The following is a 22,119-nucleotide window of genomic DNA, read 5'->3' on the forward strand; positions in this document are numbered from 1 at the left end:
GCCATAGCAGTTTGAACGACTGCTATGGCAACATTTTTTCTGATCTATAGCCCAGCAGTTTTCTTCCCTTCTTTTTATTAAGCTTTAAAATCAGTAAGCTGAAAATGAGCTCAACAATTTTCATCTACAGAGTGTAATTTTTCGTTATAATGGCTGGCTTAAGCAAATCGGAACAGCCGGTTAGTCCGTGCAGAGCTTGAATTTGCAACGGACCACAAACAGTAACGCTTGCAACCCTAAAGACATAAACAGGAGATATCGATGGCAAGTAGAGGCGTAAACAAGGTGATCCTGGTTGGAAACCTTGGTACAGACCCTGAAGTTAGATACATGCCTAACGGTAATGCCGTAGCCAATCTTAGCCTGGCAACCAGTGAAAGTTGGAAAGACCAGCAAGGTCAAATGCAGGAGCGCACAGAATGGCACCGGTTGACAATGTATCGCCGGCTTGCTGAAGTTGCTGGTGAATACCTGAAAAAAGGTTCGCAAATTTACGTAGAAGGTAAGCTTCAAACACGCAAATGGCAAGACCAGCAAGGTCAGGACCGTTACACGACCGAAATTATTGTTGATCAGATGCAAATGCTGGGTGGCAATACAGGTGGCGGCAATGGCGGTGGCTCACAGCAGCGTTCGCAGAATAATCAGGGCAACTACGGCCAGCAGCAAGGAGGCTATCAACAGCCTCCAGCACAAAACCAGGGTTACAATCAAAATGCACCCCAAAGCGGCGGTCAGGCTCAGGGCGGACAAAATCGCTCACAAAGTCAGGGGCAAGGTAATCAGCAAGGCGGACAAGCTAAACCACCAATGGCTGAACCCGATTTTGATTTTGATGATGACATACCGTTTTAGATAGAAAATATAATAAAATTGAAATGGTGTGATGAAAGTATAAAGGGTCTGTTGTTGCAGGCCCTTTTTGTTTTTTGTACCCAGTCAGACTCAATGTACCAGCCTGCTTTGAACCGCAGATAGTTTAGAGATTTGTCAGCGCCGCGAGAACAACCGATGACACCTATTCTTTACTTTCTTTGCTGCAGGACACCCACACCTTAGATTTAAGACACCCACCTTCCATTTTGGACACCCACAACCTGTCTTTGTGGACAGTAGCCAGCAGGTCGCTATCAGGGCATTATATTATTCTTTTTAACCCGTGAACTACCTGTTATGCCCAGACCCAGAAAAAGCCTGATTTCTTTATCCGATACGCCTTATTATCATTGTGTATCGCGCTGCGTTCGGCGCGCATTTTTGTGTGGCAAAGACAGGTTCAGCGGCCAAAGTTATGAGCACCGTCGTCAATGGGTGGAAGACCGCTTGTTGTTCTTAGGATCTGTGTTTGGCATCGATATTTGTGCATTTGCGGTAATGAGCAATCATACTCATGTGGTATTGCATGTTAATAAAGCCGCGGCACAACAGTGGTCTACCGAGCAGGTATTAAAACGGTGGCATCGACTTCATAAAGGCACGATTTTAACAAACCGCTATCTGAATCCGACAGACAGAAGCACAATGTCTGGCGCTGAAATTAATGCTGTAGAAAGCACCGCCGCAGTTTATCGAGAGCGACTATACGATATCAGTTGGTTTATGCGGCTATTGAACGAGTACATTGCCCGTCGGGCAAATAAAGAAGATGAGTGTACCGGTCGCTTTTGGGAAGGCCGGTTTAAATCTCAGGCTCTGTTGGATGAAACCGCACTGGCTGCGTGTATGGTGTATGTTGATTTAAATCCTATACGAGCGGGGCTGGCAACATCACCGAAGCAATCGGCGCATACCAGTATTCAAAAGCGGTTGAAGGCTGCAAAGCAAAATAAACAACCGCGTAAGCTTAGTCCTTTTATAGGCTCTACCCAAAATAACAGGCTTACCGGCCTGCCTTTTCTGCTTAAAGATTATATCGAGTTAGTCGAACAAACTGGTCGACAATTTCAGCCCCGAAAATGGGGACGAATAACAAGCTCCCTACGCATAACAGAAAACACAGGCCTTTCAAATACAGACTGGATCTGGCTAGTCAAAAATATCGAAACCAGGTTCACCTCGCGTGTGAGTCTAATTCAGGCAGACCAAAAACTAAAAAAACAAAAAGTAGCTTAAAAAAATTATTAAAATACGCCCTAATATTTTTTATTCTTCACTTCTTAGCAAAACATCGTCCGCTACACTAAATACTCGCTTTCGGCTAAATCTCAAAGTTCGTATACGTTGTCTTAGTGCACGAAATACTCAATAGAAGATAGAATCAGTCCGGCATTTCTTACGCAAACGCTATGACCTATATCTTAATTTTCACTATTTATAAACATGCGAGAATTCTCTGGTTAACAAACAATTTAGGTTTCAAATTTGGCTTAAACTTTCATGTGGGTGTCCAACAGCTCCGGCTTTCATGTGGGTGTCCAACAGCTCCGGCTTTCACTATTTATAAACATGCGAGAATTCTTTGGTTAACAAACAATCTAGGTTTCAAATTTGGCTTGAACTTTCATGTGGGTGTCCAACAAGTTTATTCATGTGGGTGTCCAACAAGTTCACAGTGTGGGTGTCCAACAAGTTCACAGTGTGGGTGTCCAACAAGTTTACAACATGTCACAACAACTGGTCTCGTTGAACAAGTTTTTACGTAAAGCTTCAGCCTGAAAGGGGGCAGGAGGCAGAGTTCATAAAAAAGCCCTGCACAGAGGCAGGGCTTTAAACCAAAGATACGCCTGAGCAATCAGCGTAATGAATGCAAAAAGTGTAGGTGCTTTTGATAGTGCTCAACTATATCATTGATAACGGCTTCTTCGGGCCAGCCCATAATATCGTAATCCTGACCGCCTTCGCGTAAATGTACCTCTGCTCGATAGTACTGTTCATCAGCGCCATCGTCGTCGTCCTCAGTTACATGATCAGGGCGGTCATAAGAGAAACGACGCACTTCATAATGGAAGTCGAAATTATCTTCGAATTCGATAGTGAAGATTACCCTGCCGTTCTGGATTTCTTCAATGTTCGCATCGACGTTATGTTCTTTAAGTTGTTGCACAACCCGACGCATAGCACTTTTAACCACTGAGTCGATAAAGTTATTTACATTTTTCTTGTTGGGATAATCTAAAATACTGGCCAGACGATTTTCCCAGGTAGCATTATCACTGTGTCCGATAACCACCGGGCTGACATTTAAAAGCAAACTGTCCCGTTTCACAATATCGACTTTCAATGCTTTCAGAAGTCCGTAAGTCGCCACAAGTAGCACGACCGCGAAGGGTAATGCACTAGCAATAGTCATGGTTTGTAGAGCTCCTAAGCCCCCGGCTACCAATAACACGGCGGCGACTATACCTTCTACACTGGCCCAGAATATACGTTGCCAAACAGGCGTGTTGTCGTTTCCGTTTGAACACAGCATATCAACAACCATAGAGCCCGAATCAGATGAGGTAACAAAGAATACAATAACCATCAGCGTACCGATAAACGATAAAGCAGTAGCAAACGGGAAGTTCTCTAAGAATGCAAATAATGATATGGCCACATCGTTAGAAACGGCCTCAGCCAATGCGGTTTGACCCTGATTGATAATCAAATCTATGGCTGAGTTACCAAAAACTGTCATCCATAATAGGGTAAAACCACTTGGAATAAACAATACGCCCATAGCAAATTCACGAATGGTTCTTCCGCGCGAAACACGGGCAATAAACAGACCTACAAAAGGAGCCCACGACATCCACCAGCCCCAGTACAAAATGGTCCAGCCGCCCTGCCAGTCGGTCTTTTCATAGGCAAATAAATTGAAGGTAATACTAACCAGATCTGATACGTAAGCCCCGGTATTTTGCACAAAGGCCTGAAGTAAATAAACCGTCGGGCCTACAATTAAGATAATCAAAAGCAGCAGTACCGCCAGCCCCATATTGAGCTCAGATAATCTGCGAATGCCTTTGTCTAAACCGGTAGTTACTGAGATAACTGCCAGCAGTGTGACCCCCACAATCAGCAATACCTGGGTAGTTATACCTACCGGAATCTCGAATAAGTAATTAAGGCCAGAGTTGACCTGCATCACGCCATAGCCTAGCGACGTAGCTACACCAAATACCGTTCCGATAACAGCAAAAATATCCACCGCATGACCAATCGGGCCATAAATTTTATCGCCTATCATTGGGTATAAGGCTGAGCGCAATGTCAGAGGCAAACCGTGCCGATAGCTGAAAAACGCCAGGATGAGCGCCACAATGGCGTAAATGGCCCATGCATGCAGGCCCCAATGGAAGAAGGTAAGTTTCATGGCTTCGCGCGCAGCACTAACCGTTTCTGCATCGCCCAGAGGGGGATTCATAAAGTGCATTACCGGCTCAGCGACCCCAAAGAACATCAAACCAATACCCATACCTGCAGAAAAGAGCATAGCAAACCAGGTGATGTAGCTATAGTCGGGAGTAGAGTGATCGGGCCCGAGCTTTATTTCGCCGTATCTTGAAAGCCCAAGGTAAACAACAGTAATTAAGATAATACCTACGGTAAGTACATAAAACCAACTGCCATTAGTAACAATAGTGGCCTGCAGACCATTGAAAAACTCTTCTGCTCTTTTGGGAAAAAAAGAAGAAAAGAAAACTATTATTGAAACTAAAGCGGTTGCGGTATAAAACACCGGCGGGTTGAGTTTTCCTCGCGGATTTTTTTCCTGCATACGAACCCCGTAATTGTTATTAAAGTTTAATTGCCTGGAACGACTATACAGCGCAAATACGACCCTGGGCTCAATACCCGTTGCTAAAATAGCGGTCCTGATCGCATATGTACAAATTGGTTCTAAGACAGACTGAACATTCCTACGAATTAAGTATCAAAAGGGAGCGTTTTAATACAATATTTTCTTACGCATAATGTCAATCTGCAGTAAGTAGTAAACTCTCTCACGCCTCAACGGGGTCAAATTGAGCGGGTGGTACCGCGTTCTATCAACTTTGGTGTTAATACTGGAGTAAGAGATTGTGTGCCATCGCCATAGGCCTGATTTACAATCCAGCGAGCGGCCATCTGGCCAATGTCTTTGATAGGGTAATCGATGGTGGTGAGTTTAGGGGTGAGGTAGCTGGCATAATCGATATTGTCATAGCCCACTACAGATATATCTTCAGGCACCCGTAAGCCATGGCTTCGTAAAACATTAATCGCCCCGGTAGCCATTTCATCGTTACCGCACACCACGGCAGAAAAGGGAACTTGCTGAGCTAAAATAGCTTCCATACACCTTTCACCAGAATCAGCCTGAAAGTTACCTTCTTCAATTATGCGTTCGTCAGGTCTGAGTCCAGCTTCTTGCAACGCAGATTTGTGGCCGGCTAAACGATTGACCCCGTCGGCTTTAAATAAGGCACCCGTAATACAGGCGATGGACCGATGGCCTAAATCCAGCAAATGTCGGGTAGCAAGATACCCCCCAACATGATTATCCAGGCTAATGCATTTATCACCAATGGCATCTATAAACCGGCTGACTACGACCAGTGGGATATTCTGCTTGGCTAGAGTGATTAAATATTCATCACTTACCGCTTCGACATGTAAAATCAGCGCATCGCACCGTCGACTAAGCAATGCGTCAATCTCGTTGCGTTCCATGGTGTCATCACTGTGTCCGGCGACAACGAACATATGCTTATTTGCTTTTCTGAGCACCTGCTCTGCACCACTCATCATAGAGCCGAAAAACGATCCATGTAGTTCAGGAACAACCAGGCCTACCGTATTTGTTTTATTAGAAGCCAGTGATGCTGCAATAGTGTTGTGCCGGTAGCCAAGCTCTGTCATGGCGTTAAGCACAAGTTCTCGGGTCTTTTGTTTTACGGTGTCAGTATTGTTGATAACTCGGGAGACTGTTGCCGATGAAACTCCGGCCAGCTCACTTACCTGTTTAATTGTTACCATCATAATGTGGATGTCCCTACCTTATGTCCAATAGATTGGGTATAAGGTAGGGACAACAAGTTCCTTATTGCACTGCCTGACCGGTTCGTCACTGCCCTGAAGGCTACTATACGCCGGCCTTTACAATTAATTACAAAAAACGATTCAGATACTGCTGATGCCCAGGCAATTTGTCGACCGTACGCTCGATCTGCTGTTTAATTTGGTTCAGCAACGTTTCTAACTCGGCTTTACTCATAGTATCGACCAGTGGATGGTACCGCTTTGGCATTAAACCCTGGCCAATCATCACCTGCTGCCATGAGTCATCAAATAACTCACTGCCCTCGCGAAACACTCTACCAGTTTCGGTGAACAAGTCGATACGATGCCTTAAGCTGTCTGGCACATCCATCTGACGACAATGGCGCCAAAATGGGGTATCAGTGCGCTCGGTAACATGATAATGCAAAATAATGAAGTCGCGAATATGTTCAATATCAAAATCGGCCTGACGATTATATTCGACCACGTCTTGCTCGATAATGTCACCATTTACCGGGAACATTCGCAAAAAGCGTACAATACCTTGCTGAATAAGATGGATGCTGGTGGACTCCAGTGGTTCCAGAAACCCGCTGGCTAATCCCAGCGCCAGACAGTTTCGGTTCCATTGTTTGCGTCGCCGTCCGGTCCGAAAATGGATCACCTTGGGGTCGTTTAGCACCTTACCCTCAACCTTGTTCAACAAGGTCTGCTTCATGGCATCATCACTGACATACTGGCTACAAAATACCATGCCATTGCCCACCCGATGCTGCAGCGGGATTCGCCATTGCCAGCCAGCATCGTGAGCAATACAGCGGGTATACGGCAGCGGTTCCTGGGTGGCTTCAGTTTGTACGGCCACGGCGCTGTCACAGGGTAACCAGTGCGACCAATCCTCGTAACCGGTGTGCATGGCTTTTTCAATCAGCAAACCCTGAAAACCCGTGCAGTCGATAAACATGTCGCCGTCAATGTGCTGACCATCATCTAAAATCAGCTGCTCAATATGACCATCTTCCGGGCGCAGCCTGACCGAATTAATTTTGGCATCAATACGACGCAGCCCTTCTTTTTCAGCCAGCTTGCGTAAAAATTTGGCATAACTGGCGGCATCGATGTGATAAGCATAATTAAGCCCGTTATTAGGCAGGTGGGCAAACCGGTGTGCTTCAGCGGCCTGGCGTTCTAAGCAGTAGTCGCCAAAGTCGGTGCTCAGACCTTCTTGCAACCCCCGCAACCAGAAGTGTTGAAACCCGGCGGCCCAGCAATCTTTACCGGTGACACCAAAAGCATGCAGGTAGCTGTGATCGCGTTGTTTCCAGTTTTCAAAATTAATGCCCAGCTTAAACGTGGCATTCGTGGCCCGCATAAATTCCTGTTCGCTGACTTTCAACAGCTTATGAAAAAACACCAGGGTAGGAATGGTGGCCTCACCCACGCCAACAGTCCCAATCTGCGAGCTTTCAATCAAGGTTACATCAACCTTTTTACCCAGAACCCGGGTGAAAGCTGCCGCTGCCATCCAGCCTGCCGTGCCACCTCCGGCAATCACAATTCGCGGTATCTTGTCTGTTTTAGCCATAATCTGTGTCTCTGGAATGTTAATGCTTTAAATGATTGACCAGCCAGGCTTTAAATTGCCGAATGGTAGCTTCGTCAAGCGTACCTAAAGGCCCCCGGGCGTGCTTTTCAATATAGTGATATTGGTCAGGTTCGGGATTGAACACATAATGATCAAACAGCGCCTGCCAGGCCTTGCGCTCGTGAGCGGGTAACTGGGCCAGGGTGAGAAGCGCATGATACAGCGTATTTTCGCTGCGACCGATAAAGGCCGGGACATCTCGCCACCAAAAATTAACCAGCATATTCACCGCTTCGATTCCCTCAATATGATGCCACCACATCGAGGGGATATATAACGCATCGCCGGGGTTTAACTCTACCGTGTAGGCGTTGTCCAGCGCATGCTGAAAACGTGGAAACCGCTGCAAGTCAGGTGCGGTAAAATCGACCATACTGATTGCCTGACCGGCCGGCGTCAGGTGCAGCGGCCCGATATACAGATTTTTCACTTGTTCGGGGGCAAAAAGTGTAACTTTACGCTTGCCGGCGGTCACACAAATAATGTTGTCCGGAACATCGTAATGGGCTGCAATACGGCTTTTATTGCCGATCCATAACGTGGCCAAAGGTTCGGCTTCGGTGAGGGGCAGACTATTATGCTGCAAAAAGCCGGGCAGGCAGGACTCTACGCTGGTGGAGCCGATATACAACGAGTCGGGATGAGTCTGCTCAGCACGCTGTAACAGTTCATCCAGCACCTGGGTAAACGGCGCCCTATGGCGGGAAAAATTAAAGCCGGTCATGGTGCGGTTGTAAAACATTCTGCCGTCTTCGGCAAAGGGCAGGTGCATACAATCCACCTGCTTGCTGGCGTCAAATTGTTTTAAATAGGTGACCAATGCCTGATTACTGGTATTCGCGGCCTGAACCACCGGCCAGTGGCGCACCAACCCCGGTAACACTCTTGGGCTATCCCAGGCCCGTAATGCCGATAATAAATCGTTGGCGGCGGGGCAGCCTTCACGCACAACCGGCTGGCTCATATCAGGTTTCTCGACGGTCGGCGCGGCGGTGCATCAGGGTGTTAATTTGTGCCTGTGATGCCAGCAACATATACACAATTTCCAGCAGGCCTTGTTCGTGCAGTAAGTTAAGTTGTTCGCCCCCTAAGGCCGCCAGGGCTTCTTCATTAATCGTGAAAAAGCCGGATAACCGGTGGGGACTTTGTCCCGGGTGCTCAATATCCAGTACCATGGATTCAATCAGCTGCAGCTCGTCGCACAGATCGACCAGCAACTGATGTTTGGGCTGATTTTCATGTAACGTGCTCAAAATATTACCGATATGATCGATATAGTCGGTATTGCCTCCATGGGATAAGAATACCGGTTCGCCATGTTCTTCGCTCACACATGGATGATCCATGTCTACATGAATCGACAGTTGTTCGCTGTCAGGTGCGTTACGGCCAATTAAAAACGGGCCTTTTTCGACGACCAGCGGCCGGTAAGGGGCATCCCACTGGCCTGCTTTAATAAATACATTTTCACCCTGCTTTACACCGGTCAGAGCCACCAGCTGGAAGGCGCCTTGTTCATTGCGAGCAAACAGCAACGGATAATGGGCCTGGGCCAATCGGGCTTCGGCAGGATACACCGGAATACACATGGCCTGCTGATAGGGTTGAGTCACCAGCTCGGGCTGAATTTTCAGGTTTTTGTGTTCAACATTATTTAGTAATACATGATTCGCCATTGTTACTCCCCGGGACTGCAGACCTGAGTCTCAACCCTGATTATTTTGTTTAATAATGTGTTCAATAAGCTGTCGGTTACCGGGCAGACCGGCCAGCAACTGGCGGCTACGCTGGCGATTTTTTTGTACCCACGTCTGGGCCTGCTCATCTGGATTACCAGGGCTTTGCGGCACAAAGTTCATGCCACACAGGATAAACCAGTAGCTGGCCAGTGGAAAAATTTCATCCTGATAACAAAAGTCATGCAGGTTGGGTGTTCGATGCTGCCACAAGCACAACCAGTCATTTAACTGCTCAGATGCACTGCTGGTGTTACTTACCGCACGCCAGTAGGCGCTATCGCGACGATCGCTTAATACATAATGTAGCTTCAGAAAGTCGACAATACGCTGCCACTTTGCCACCATTGACTGATTGTACTGGCGAGCCAGAGGCGCCAGGTTGTTTCGACAGGCCGGCAGTTGCGCCGCCAGCTTGCTTGCGGCCAACTCTATCATGACCAGCGCAGAAGCTTCTAAGGGTTCTAAAAAACCCGCCGAGCCCCCAATAGCGATACAGTTTTTTACCCACGGGGTCTTACGGTAGCCTGGGGTAAAAGATAATTTTCGGATGTCGGCTTCATCTACCGGGGCGGTAGTGGTATCGCGCTCAAGATAATCCAGCAAGGTGGCTCTGGCGGTGGCCTCATCACAATACTGGCTACTATAAACACAGCCCACACCTTTACGGTGGGGCAGTGCAATATCCCACAACCAGCCATTGGCATGGGCTGTAGAGTGCGTGTTGGAGGCGATAGGGGTTTCATTACTTACATATCGGGCTTGTATCGCCAGCGCACTGTCATTAGGTAATACCGAGGCCTGGTCTTGCAAGGATATTTGATAGTGCTGACCAATCAGCTGCGCCGAAAAACCGCTGCAATCAACAAATAAATCACCAGGCACCGTCTGAGCCTCGTTGGCCAGTGAGTGAATATCACCTGACTCGTTACTGATAATATCGGTAACATGCATGCTAATAAGTTGTACGCCCAAATATTGCTGACAATGCTGTTTTAACAGGTTAGCAAATTTGTGCGCGTCCAGATGATAGCCATAGTTAGCCACCGCTGCATAGTCTGGGGTTTGTGGTTGTTTTGGTGCCTTTGCTGCCTGGCTTAGCTGTGGGTGCGCGGTAAACAATTCGGCAAACGAACTATTTGAACGGTGTGCTGCCCACCACGCCATAGGGTCGGTGTCGAACATTCCGGCCGGTAGCTCGAAAGGATGGTAATACGTGTCATCGGTGCCGGTATGGTGCCACTGGTTAAAGCAGGTGCCTTGCTTAAAGGATGCATCGCACTGACGAATCACCGTGGCTTCATCGAGACCAATTTTTCGCAGTGTGTCGCGCATGGTCGGCCAGGTGCCTTCACCCACCCCCAAAATACCCACATCGGGCGATTCAATTAAGGTAATCTTCACATTACGCGCTTTAACCGCGGCTGAGGAGGCAAGTATGGCGGCAGTCAACCAACCGGCCGCACCGCCGCCCATAATGACTACAGATTGTATTGCCGGGGAGTTTTCGTGCACCACATTTGCCTTGTCAAAGCTCTTGGCAAGCGCCAAGAAAAGAAAAACAATCTTAAACAAACCGCCGCTAATAGGCAGCCGTTTGTTTAAAATGATTTTGCCAGAATAGATACCGTGCGGCCAAAGATCGCCACACGGTATCGAAGGAGGTCAGTCCGTTTAACAGCCTACCAGAAATTGTAACGCAAGCCGATATTATAACGCGCTTCCTGGTCGGTAAGGTTCACCACCATGTTGGGGTGACGCGCATGAGCACGCTGGTATTCGCCGGTAATATTGATACCTTCCACAAATACTTCAAGCTGTTCATTCACCTGGTAGCGAACATTCACGTCAAACTGGTCGTAAGCTTCAACATAGGTTGGATTTTGGTTGCCGTTACCGTCAACGGTTGCAGCCAAAAATTTGTCACGCCAGTTCCAGGCCGCACGCACTTCCCAGGCATCCATTTCATAGAACAATACAGCATTGGCGGTATCACTTAGTCCCAACAGTACGAACTGGGTGTCGGTGCTGTAATTATCATATTCAACATCGCCGTCGACCATGGTGTAGTTCACTACAGTGCCAAAGCCGCTGTCACCAAATAAATGTTGTACCGCAAACTCCATACCATCTACAGAGCGGCTAGTATCAGAGTTAACCGGTTGGTTAATTGTAATAGGTAACAGTGGATCTTCGCCGTCGATACCAACAATTTCACCAGCGGCGTTGGTATAGCCCTGATCAAAGAAGTACTGGCGCACCGCGGCAGCATCTTCGCCCACAGCCGCGACCGCTTCATTGTAACGTGGCCCACCCACAGGGGTGGCGATATCAAACAGGGTATCGGTGTACGTATCGGTACCAATAAAGTTGTCTACTTTCTTATCAAAGTAACCAATCGATACATAACTGCCTTCGCCGTAGTAGTATTCGGTCGAAATATCGATGTTGGTTGACTCAAACGGCTCCAGATTCGGGTTGCCAGCGTTACCGGTACCGCCGTTAAAGCGTGCACCCAGATCGACCGTCAAACCGCCTTGCAGGTCAGCATATCCAGGACGGGTAATGGTTTGGCTGTACGATGAGCGAATAAACCAGTCTTCCATTAGCTCTAACTTAAAGTCGACCGAAGGAAGGAAATGACTATAGCCACCATCCAGCGATGTGAATTGTGAAGCACCATCAACCTGAACAATGCTGAATTCATTAGCACCAGACCAGCGCAGATAATCTATCTGCGGTACTTTGGCTTCAGAATCTACCGTGGTGTCTTCATAACGCACGCCTACAGACAACCAGGCCGGCATATCACCAATATCAAACTGCATATTAGCCTGGGCATAAACCGCCCACTGTTTTTCTGTTACCCGGCGATCGGTATCGTAAGTAGAAGGCGCGCACAGCACCGTGCCACACGGACTGATGGTCTCGCCATTAGCAGCGGCAATAGACGATATCGCACTGATTAAATCGCCCATGCTGGAGGCATAATAAAATGGTTCCAGTTCGGCGGCATTACTGCCTAAGGTGTCATCAAAGCGACCGGGAAGATCCTGTTGCAGGAAAATATCATCCGGATAATCTTCAGCTGTACCATACCCGCCCCAGGTATCACGTTGCGCCACCGAGTAGGCAGAGCGGTTTTTCACTTCGATGCCCGATAAACCAAAGTCGATGCTGGTGATAATACCTTCATCTAAATAGTAATTACCGCGAAATTGCAGTTGGTCAATTTCCGATTTCATAAAGCTGTTACGAAACGAGCTGCCCGAGGTGCTCATTAGTGCCGGGTCTAAGCCGGTGACGCCATCGGCGAAACGGATGTCCATGACTGGGAAGTCTTGTGAATAATCCACTTCGGTTTGAGCGCGTTCAAACTGAACTGCACTGACCACATTGTTACTGCCCAGGTCATTTTCAGGCCCGGCTTCAGCAGTAGAGGTGTGAAAATCCAACTCTAAAGTCAGATTATCGGTAGCAATCCACTCAATGTTGGCGCCCAGTGATTTGTTTTCATTAATGGTAGTGTAATCGCTGGTACCCAGGCCTACATCGCAACAGGTATTGTCGGCATAAATGATCGGACCAATTACCGAGCCTGGCTCGTTAGTACCTTCGGTATACGCACCATACGCCGGTACGCCATTAAACCAGGTCGACAGTTGCTGACGCATGGTTTGGGTTTCCAGCTCTGAATAGGTGTAATCCAGGGTGGCTGTCACATCATCCACAGGACGATATTGTAAGGTCAGCTGACCATTAGTGCGGGTGCGGCGAACTTCATTGAAGTTATACGCCAGGTTACGGGGTACTGCATACAGGTCATTTTCACCCGGCAATCCGGTAAAACTGCCATCGCGTGGCAATGATCCCCAGTCGCCACCATCACCTTTGATGGTGTACCAGCCATTGCCGGTTTCAGCCTGAGAAGAGCCGCTGTCGCGCTCCTGATAAGAACCGATAATCTGCACACCAAACTTGTCATCATTGAATGTCTGGCTGTAGATACCCGAAACTTCCGGAGTGATGTCATTGCCGGTTTCGGTCGAGTTGTCGATGACGCCTTTTAAGCCAACACTGGCTTTTTTGCCGGGGTTACTTAATGGTTTTGCTGTTACCAGGTTCACCGTAGAACCGATACCACCGGTAGGCTGGTTGGCCAGACTGGTTTTGTAGACTTCTACCGCAGCCACGCCTTCTGAGGCCAGGTTTCCAAAATCATAAGAGCGTGAAGATGAAGCACTGGTGGCTTCAATATTCGCCGCCGGCATCTGACGACCGTTCAGAGTCACCAGATTATAGTCGGGGCCAAACCCACGTACTGTAATTCGACTGCCTTCACCGTTATTACGGTCAATCGCTACACCGGTAATCCGCTGCAGCGACTCAGCCAGGTTAGTATCTGGAAATTTACCGATGTCTTCGGCAGAGATAGCATCGACCACGCCTGATGCTGCTTTTTTGGTGAGCATCGATTTGGTCAGACTTTCGCGGATCCCGCTTACTTCAATAACCTCAAAGTTGCCGGCCTGAATTTCTTTTTCTTCAGTTTCTTGGGCCAGTACAGGGTAAGAGGCGACCGCGCCCATCACTAATGACAGACACGATGCAATACGTGTTTTTGAGAATGTGTGTGTTTTCATTGGTTTCCCCAGCCTTATGAATAACATCGCCAATGTGAAGCGCTTACATTTATAGCTATCTGCAAATGCTATGAGGCTCTTAATCGATAGATCAAATAACCCGGATGTAAGTCTTCGTGTCGGCAACGTAATTGTAAAAACGCAAACTAAGACGGTTTCTCTGTAAGCGCTTTCATAATACTTTACGAAGATGTTAATTGTAATGCAAGTGTTTTTAACTTGTTAATGGCGGGACGCGCCTGGTTCGATTCTTTATTCGAAAAGACGCTATCGATTAAAAATTGAACTAACACATTGATGATATTATATTTATTCATCAATAGACCAGCCGATTATATCGTTTTGGTGCGGTACGAACCACCATCCCTAAGTAACCTGGTATTAATATTTAATGAGGAAACGAGAAAACCAAAAATTTAACTTCTCAAATGTAAGCGCTTGCATTGGGGCGAAAGCGCTTTATACTGCTACGCATTGTTAACGTTTATTAACAACAAATATATAACCTGGAAGAGGTCGATTCTGGGTCTGATAAGTTGTTTATTATAGAGGCAGCCTCATGAATACATCGGCACAAACTTCCATACTTGCGCAGCCGTCTACAACACGTTTTGCTCTGTGGGCACTCACATCATTGTTCTTTATGTGGGGGTTTATAACCGCTATGAACGATGTACTAATTCCACATCTTAAATCGTTGTTCGCGTTAAGCTACACCCAGGCTATGCTGGTACAGTTTTGCTTTTTTGGTGCCTATTTTTTGGTATCGATTCCCGCAGGTAAGCTGGTTAGTAAAATTGGCTACCAAAAAGGGATTGCCGTTGGGTTGACCACCGCCGCCATCGGATGCGTAATGTTTATACCGTCGGCATTTTTAGCCCAGTACAGTATGTTTCTGGCGTCTTTGTTTGTGTTAGCCAGTGGTGTAACCGTATTACAGGTCGCGGCCAATCCGCTGGTGACTGTCATGGGTGACCCAGATACCGCCTCCAGCCGTCTGACGATGACGCAGGCATTCAATTCGCTGGGTACCACCGTCGCCCCTATCATTGGCGGTATGTTGTTGTTCTCTTCGCATGGCGAGGCAGTAGAGACTAATGCCGATTCCGTTATTCTGCCGTACCTTGCACTGGCAGCCGCGCTGTTAATTATGGCGGTTGTTATGCTGAAAATCGCAATGCCAACGCCACCTACCGACAACACAGAGCTGCCCACCTCAGCTGACAGTTCGGTACTAAAACATCGACATCTGGCGCTGGGGGTTATTGGTTTGTTTACATATGTCGGGGCTGAGGTAACCATCGGAAGCTTTCTGGTGAATTATCTGGGACTGGACAATGTTATGGGGATGGGCGAAAGCCAGGCCTCAAAATATATTGCTTACTACTGGGGCGGGGCAATGGTAGGGCGTTTTATCGGCGCGATAGTAATGCAAAAAGTGTCTGCCGGGAAGTTATTAGCCTTTAATAGCGCGTTGTCTTGTGGCCTGATTATTTTATCAGTATCCAGCGATGGTTTATTGGCAATGTGGAGTATTCTGGCTGTCGGTTTATGTAACTCAATTATGTTCCCCACTATTTTCAGCCTGGCACTTAAAGGGCTGGGTCAGCAAACCGCACAGGGCTCGGGCATGTTGTGTCTGGCTATTGTGGGTGGTGCAATCGTACCGCTAGTGCAAGGCGCACTGGCTGACAGCATAGGTCTGCAACTCTCCTTTTTATTACCTCTAATTTGTTACTTTTATATTGCCTACTATGGGTTGGTAGGCAGCAAACCGGTCATCAGTAAGGAAGTTCATTCATGAAAAAAACATTTTTGCACTCATTAGGTTTTATTGCCGTAGCTTTGGCCTTAAATGGCTGTCAGCAAAGTGCCAGCCAAACGGAATCTAAGTCGGTGAAAGCCGACGACTCCACGGTTACCGTACCTGATTACTGGCCCCAAATTCGCTTCGATACTCCCAATAGCAAAGAGATTGAGCAGCGAGTGGATGACATCATGAGCACCATGACACTGGAGCAAAAAGTAGCCCAACTGATGCAACCGGAAATACGGGATATTACGGTAGAAGACATGCGCCGTTACGGATTTGGCTCATACCTCAATGGCGGCGGTTCATTTCCTAATGGTGACAAGCAGGCTTCGATGGAAGACTGGGTGGCCCTGGCCGAGAATATGTATCAGGCCTCGGTGGATGACTCGATTGATGGGTCGGCTATCCCGACCATGTGGGGTACCGACGCAGTGCATGGTCACAATAACGTTATTGGCGCCACCTTATTCCCCCATAATATTGGTTTAGGGGCTATGCGCGATGCCAGTCTGGTCGAGCAGATTGCCGCGGCGACCGCTAAAGAAGTGCGGGCAACCGGTATCGACTGGATTTTCGCCCCTACTGTTGCCACCGCCCGTGATGACCGCTGGGGACGCACCTACGAGTCTTATTCAGAAGACCCGCAGGTCGTGGGTGAATACGCCCGGGCTATCGTTACCGGACTGCAAGGCGATCTAAGTGACGGTAACATTGATGATTCTCATGTGGTGTCAACTGTAAAGCATTTTATCGGCGACGGGGGCACCCAAGAGGGTGATGATCAAGGCAATAATATCGCAGATGAGAAAACCTTGTTTGAAATCCATGGCCAGGGTTATGTTGAAGGGTTAAATGCCGGGTCACAGTCAGTGATGGCATCGTTTAACAGTTGGAAAGGCGATAAAATTCACGGCAGTAAATATTTACTTACGCACGTATTAAAAGAAAAAATGGGCTTCGATGGCTTTGTGGTAGGCGACTGGAATGGCCACGGCCAGATTGAAGGCTGCACCAATCAAAGCTGTCCACAGGCTATTAATGCCGGCCTGGATGTATATATGGTGCCCACCGACGCCTGGAAGCCGTTGATGCAAAACACCATCGCTCAGGTTAAAAGCGGAGAAATTTCCAAAGAGCGACTGAATGACGCAGTACGTCGTGTGCTGCGCGTAAAAATGCGGGTAGGACTGTTTGATTTACCGTCGCCGGCCAAGCGTGCGTTATCGGCAAAAGCTGAGTTGATTGGTGCCCCCGAGCATCGCGCTATCGCCCGTGAAGCGGTACGCAAGTCACTGGTTATGCTGAAAAATCAGGATCAATTGCTGCCACTTGCGGCCGACCAGCACATTCTGGTAGCGGGTGATGCTGCGGACAACATAGGAAAGCAAGCGGGTGGCTGGAGCATTACCTGGCAAGGAACCGGTAATCAGAATAGCGACTTTCCCGGTGCAACCTCTATTTACCAGGGCATTGAGCAGACAGTAAGCACACAGGGTGGCAGTACCGAACTGTCGGTAGATGGCAGCTTTGAGAAACGCCCTGATGTGGCCGTTGTGGTATTTGGTGAAAACCCATATGCCGAAGGCAACGGAGACTTGTCTAACCTGGAATATCAGCGTGGTGACAAGCAGGATTTGGCAATACTGAAATCATTGCAGGAACAAAACATTCCGGTGGTTTCGGTTTTCATTACCGGACGCCCGTTGTGGGTTAATCCTGAGCTAAATGCCAGTGATGCGTTTGTGGTGGCCTGGTTACCAGGCACAGAAGGTCATGGCGTGGCTGATGTACTGTTTGCCGATGCCCAGGGACAGGCACGTTATCCGATGCAGGGAAAATTGTCATTCTCATGGCCTGCCAGCCCGACTCAGACTGTGAACAAAGGCGACGGCCAGACTCCGCTGTTCGCCTATGGCTATGGGCTGGCCTATGGTGAGCAGGATCCACTGACACAGCCCTTTTCTGAACAAGCCAGTGCCGGTAATGAACTGGTCATGACCCATCCTGTTTTTGTACGTAGTATTCAAAAGCCGTGGAAGCTAACGGTCAGGGGCGAAGAGGGCGAGCAGGTGATGAATAGCAATACTTTGTCTACTGCCAGCATCGATATTCGTACTACTGATCGTAATGTGCAGGAAGACGCGCTGGCCATTAGTTGGAAACAGGCTGCCACGGTAAGCTTCGGGGCGCAGTTCCCTGAAGATTTGCGTGATTACACTACCGCTAAGTCTGCGCTGGTGCTGGATGTGAAAAAACAAAGCAACACTACGGAGGTGGTGTTGTCGATGCATTGCGGTGAAGGCTGTTCAGGGGATGTTAAGTTGTCAGATTTCAGCCAGGCGACTACCAACTGGCAGACCGTTACCGTGCCTACCGAATGCTTGATTGAAGCCGGTATGGCATTGGACGAAGTGTTTGAAGTCTTATCATTGAAAGCAGGAGCCGATACCGCGCTCACTATTTCTGATGTGCGCCTGGAGCCACAGGCTGAGAATTTGCCTGATTGCCCCCGGTAAGTCTGATAAACCCCGGCTCTGACCGGGGTTTTTAGTAGCTGTTGACACTCATCGACGTGGGTAATGAGTGACTGTCCAGGCAACAAACTGTCCAGGCAACAAACTATGCGTGTCCAGGCAATAACTCGCGACAGCAATACATGACTGTCCAGAGAAAACATTTGGGGTGGGTGTCCAGGTAGCATGACTGTCCAGGCAGCAACTTAAACTATGTGACTGTCCACGTAACACAAGTCTCATTATAGGTCGTGGTGCACGAGTTCTGCTATGACTGTCCTATTTCCGCCAGTGGTGCACAGGCTCTTATATGACTGTCCTATTTCCACCAATAATATGTGACTGTCCAGTCGACAAACTCGTGCCGACGTGGGTAACGGGTGACTGTCCAAGCAATAACTCAAACTATGTGACTGTCCACGTAACACGCGACTGTCCATGCAACAACATCCACGTAACAAAATTCTTGGCGATATCAGGGCTCACGGTAAACTTATCGACAAAAAGGTGCAGCTACGGCGTAAACCAGTACAATACGCCCCTTATTATATTTAGGTGTGATGAAACCACTTTATGAGTCCGCGCTCCTCTTTTTCTTCTGCTTTTCCATTTGTACTGTTTGCCGGGGTTATGCTCATTGCAGCCAATTTGCGGGCCCCGTTTACGGGCGTAGCGCCTTTAATGGTGGCTATCCAAAACGAGCTGACCTTAAGTGCATCTACGGTAGGGTTACTAATCACCTTGCCACTATTGGTATTTATGCTGGTGTCGCCTCTGGTACCGGCCATATCACGGCGCTTTGGTATTGAACGTACTCTGTTTTTAGCACTGGTAGTCATAGCGGTAGGCGTACTGGTGCGCTCTATCGCAGGATTGTATGGGTTGCTGGGTGGTACGGTATTAATTGGCGCCGGAATAGCGGCGGGGAATGTTTTATTACCCGGGGTAGTAAAATTACGCTTTCCAAACCATATAGCCCTGCTGACGTCATCCTACGTACTGGCAATGGGGATAGTCGCTGCGGCTTGGTCTGCAGCGGTCATCCCCCTGGCTAATGGCGGGCCCGAGTGGGAGTTTGCGTTACTGGCAATGGTAGGAATGCCGGTTGTTTCGGCGTTATTGTGGTTAAATCAACTCAAAGACGCTAAGCAACGTGCCCCTGACGAAGGTCCGCATAAGGGGGCCGGAAAAGCTATTTTTGGTCATCGGCTGACCTGGCAACTTTGTGGTTTTTTCGGCTGTAATGCCTTTTTGTACTATTCGGTAGTCAGCTGGCTTCCTGCAATAGTGAACGAGGCTGGTTTTAGTGAAGCCCAAGCCGGTAATATTCACGGTATTTTTCAGTTTGCCAGTGCATTACCCGGATTTGTGATTGTACCTGCCATGAAGCGCCTGCACGACCAACGCGGGTTATCAGTATCGATGACAGCTCTGAATTTGGTAGGATTTGCCGGATTAATGCTATTTCCCCAATTTGCTTATGCCTGGTCAGCGGTACTTGGTTTTGCAATTGGCGCCAATTTCATTCTGGCGTTATCTTTTATTGGGCTGCGTACCCGTACCAGCGATCAGGCATCGTCACTTTCTAGTGCGGCCCAGACTACCGGCTATTGTGTCGCAGCCACCGGGCCGTTTGCTTTAGGCGCTGTCTACGACTGGGTAGGTGGCTGGCAATTAGCTTTGTTTATTTGTGTGGCCTTTAGTATCAGTCAGGCTTTGCTTGGCCTTAAAGTCGGACGCAACATACAGTTACCGCTTACACCTTAAAACTCTGTTAAAGCGTAGTATGGGTAGGGCCTGACAATAAATCTGGTCCAATTGATGCACTGTATTATATTCATATCAACAAAAGTTAATTGCTTAACTTTTTTACAATTAATGGCCTGATACATTTTGAACTTTCGTTACGATATTAACGGCTTAAGAGCGATTGCCGTTATTGCAGTGGTTCTTTTTCACTTTAAACCAGCATGGTTGCCAGGCGGCTTTGCCGGGGTAGATGTTTTTTTTGTTATCTCCGGTTTTTTGATGACCAGCATTGTGGTCAGAGCCATTGATGAAAAAAGATTTGGACTGCTGAAGTTTTACCTGGCCCGGGCGAACCGTATTGTTCCGGCTTTGGCGATACTTTGCCTGACACTGTTGGTATTAGGCTGGTTTATTTTACTGCCAGAAGAATATGCCGCTCTGGGCAAACATGCCTGGGGCAGTGTGGCGTTCATCTCAAACTTCATGTATTGGCAGGAAGCCGGTTATTTTGATGCAGCTTCGCATCAAAAATGGTTATTACACACCTGGTCACTGGCAGTAGAATGGCAGTTTTACTTGCTTTACCCGCTGGTATTGCTGGGGTTAAGCAGACTGGGGGCAATCGCCGGTATTAAACGTGGCGTATTGCTGCTTACCGGTGGTTTATTTATATACAGCGCGTTAACTTCAGTATTGTGGCCCAGTGCATCGTATTATCTGCTCGCGGCCAGGGCGTGGGAGTTGTTATTGGGTGGACTTGCGTTTTTATACCCGCTATCGCAAAACCAAAAATACAGCCGTATATTCAATGTATCAGGAATCGGTCTGATTGTGGCAGCCTATGTTCTGGTTGATGAGTCGATAAGCTGGCCGGGGTATATGGCACTGGTCCCGGTGGCCGGTACTTATCTGGTACTCGTTGCGGCGCGTCAAGACAGTATATTAACGAACAACAGGGCATTTCAGGCGCTGGGACGCTGGTCTTATTCTATCTATTTGTGGCATTGGCCGGTGGTGGTACTGGGTTATCGTTACGACATTACCTACTGGTGGATTCCGGGCATGTTGGTATGCGTGCTGTTGGGGTTTATCAGCTACCGGTTTATCGAAAATATTAAGTGGCGCCGGTTAGAACATCTTTTTGATCTATGGCAGGCCAAGCCACTATGGTTGGGTTTGCTGGTTATTATTATGGGCAGCACCGTAGTCATTTATCAGGGCGTAATTGAGCGGTTTTCTGCGCCTATGCAACAAGCGTTAAACTCGGTCACGGCCAGCCCCAAACGTGAACAATGCCATATTGATGAATATCAGAACCCAACCGAAGCGTGTGAATATTTTGGAAAAGACATACGCTGGGCAGTATTTGGAGACAGCCACACCGTAGAGCTTGCCTACGCCCTGGCATTGCAGTTAAAACAAAAAGATCAGGGCATAAAGCATTTTAGCTTTTCAGGCTGCTCGCCATCGTTGCTACACGCCGCGGGCAGTAGCCGGTGTACACGCTGGTACAAGGAGTCGGTGAAAGCTATCGCTGAAGATAACCGCATTGAGCATGTGCTTATTAATCACCGATATTCCTGGAGTTTGGCGGGAGAGCATGGTGAGGTCTACCCTAAAGTACCTGCTATCAAAAATAATGCCCGGGCGCAGCGAATTGTGAAATCGTTAGACGCCACTATTCACACCCTGGCTGCGGCAAAACAAACAGTATTTATAACCCTGCCGATTCCCGAGCTTCCCAAACCGGTGATGTCAATGCTGGCTGACATACAAATTACCGACGAGAGCCCCGAGCATTTACCCGGGGCCACAATTGCCTATTACCAAAAGCGAAACGCGTTTATTTTACAGCACTTTAAACAAGCCCAGTATCCGCCTAATGTGAAATTTTTAAACCCTGTAAAGGCTTTGTGTAATAAGCAAAAGTGTATGGCTGTTATCGCAGGCCAGGCACTATACTTTGACGACAATCATCCTTCGGTAACGGGCGCGCAGCGTATTATTGAATTATTACCTGAAAAGCTGAGATAGCGGCATCAGCCTTTAAAAACCG

General features: G+C 48.1%; 13 protein-coding genes. 6 read left to right on the forward strand and 7 right to left on the reverse strand.

What is annotated here, in order from left to right; translation table 11 throughout:
- Positions 1-261: 261 nt before the first annotated feature.
- On the forward strand, positions 262-855 hold the full coding sequence (locus tag JK130_RS10680) for a single-stranded DNA-binding protein (RefSeq protein ID WP_218354307.1): 594 nt from the start codon (positions 262-264) through the stop codon (positions 853-855).
- Between the two features lie 318 nt (positions 856-1,173).
- Complete coding sequence (locus JK130_RS10685; RefSeq protein ID WP_218354308.1) at positions 1,174-2,112, forward strand: transposase; 939 nt, start codon at positions 1,174-1,176, stop codon at positions 2,110-2,112.
- 619 nt (positions 2,113-2,731) lie between these two features.
- Here the strand turns inward: JK130_RS10685 and JK130_RS10690 are convergent.
- From JK130_RS10690 to JK130_RS10720, 7 genes are all read right to left on the reverse strand, one after another.
- Positions 2,732-4,699, reverse strand: a complete 1,968-nt coding sequence (locus tag JK130_RS10690; RefSeq protein WP_218354310.1) for a BCCT family transporter — start codon at positions 4,697-4,699, stop codon at positions 2,732-2,734.
- Between the two features lie 242 nt (positions 4,700-4,941).
- Positions 4,942-5,943: a LacI family DNA-binding transcriptional regulator gene (locus JK130_RS10695; RefSeq protein ID WP_246587762.1), complete on the reverse strand. Its 1,002-nt coding sequence runs from the start codon at positions 5,941-5,943 to the stop codon at positions 4,942-4,944.
- A gap of 127 nt (positions 5,944-6,070) precedes the next feature.
- Entirely contained in the window at positions 6,071-7,549 is a 1,479-nt protein-coding gene (locus JK130_RS10700) for a tryptophan halogenase family protein (RefSeq protein WP_218354317.1), read from the reverse strand.
- A 19-nt stretch (positions 7,550-7,568) separates the two neighbouring features.
- The gene (locus tag JK130_RS10705) at positions 7,569-8,573 is read right to left on the reverse strand and encodes a cupin-like domain-containing protein (RefSeq protein ID WP_218354318.1); all 1,005 of its coding nucleotides are present in this window, start codon (positions 8,571-8,573) and stop codon (positions 7,569-7,571) included.
- Position 8,574: 1 nt separating this feature from the next.
- The gene (locus JK130_RS10710) at positions 8,575-9,285 is read right to left on the reverse strand and encodes a SapC family protein (RefSeq protein ID WP_218354319.1); all 711 of its coding nucleotides are present in this window, start codon (positions 9,283-9,285) and stop codon (positions 8,575-8,577) included.
- 30 nt (positions 9,286-9,315) lie between these two features.
- Positions 9,316-10,860 carry a tryptophan halogenase family protein gene (locus JK130_RS10715; RefSeq protein WP_218354320.1) on the reverse strand — a complete coding sequence of 515 codons (1,545 nt, stop codon included), beginning with the start codon at positions 10,858-10,860 and terminating at the stop codon, positions 9,316-9,318.
- A 167-nt stretch (positions 10,861-11,027) separates the two neighbouring features.
- Positions 11,028-13,988: a TonB-dependent receptor gene (locus JK130_RS10720; RefSeq protein ID WP_218354321.1), complete on the reverse strand. Its 2,961-nt coding sequence runs from the start codon at positions 13,986-13,988 to the stop codon at positions 11,028-11,030.
- A gap of 559 nt (positions 13,989-14,547) precedes the next feature.
- On the opposite strand from JK130_RS10720, the gene JK130_RS10725 reads away from it, so the two are divergent.
- From JK130_RS10725 to JK130_RS10740, 4 genes are all read left to right on the forward strand, one after another.
- A complete protein-coding gene (locus tag JK130_RS10725) occupies positions 14,548-15,792 on the forward strand; it encodes a sugar MFS transporter (protein ID WP_218354322.1) in 1,245 nt (414 codons plus the stop codon).
- Positions 15,789-18,317 carry a glycoside hydrolase family 3 protein gene (locus JK130_RS10730; RefSeq protein WP_218354323.1) on the forward strand — a complete coding sequence of 843 codons (2,529 nt, stop codon included), beginning with the start codon at positions 15,789-15,791 and terminating at the stop codon, positions 18,315-18,317. Before JK130_RS10725 ends, JK130_RS10730 begins: the two co-directional genes overlap by 4 nt.
- Positions 18,318-18,887: 570 nt before the next feature.
- A complete protein-coding gene (locus JK130_RS10735) occupies positions 18,888-20,081 on the forward strand; it encodes an MFS transporter (RefSeq protein WP_218354324.1) in 1,194 nt (397 codons plus the stop codon).
- A gap of 126 nt (positions 20,082-20,207) precedes the next feature.
- Complete coding sequence (locus tag JK130_RS10740; protein ID WP_218354325.1) at positions 20,208-22,097, forward strand: acyltransferase family protein; 1,890 nt, start codon at positions 20,208-20,210, stop codon at positions 22,095-22,097.
- Positions 22,098-22,119 lie beyond the last annotated feature (22 nt).

This window comes from Alteromonas lipotrueiana, assembly GCF_019249245.1.
Lineage (GTDB): Bacteria > Pseudomonadota > Gammaproteobacteria > Enterobacterales > Alteromonadaceae > Alteromonas > Alteromonas lipotrueiana.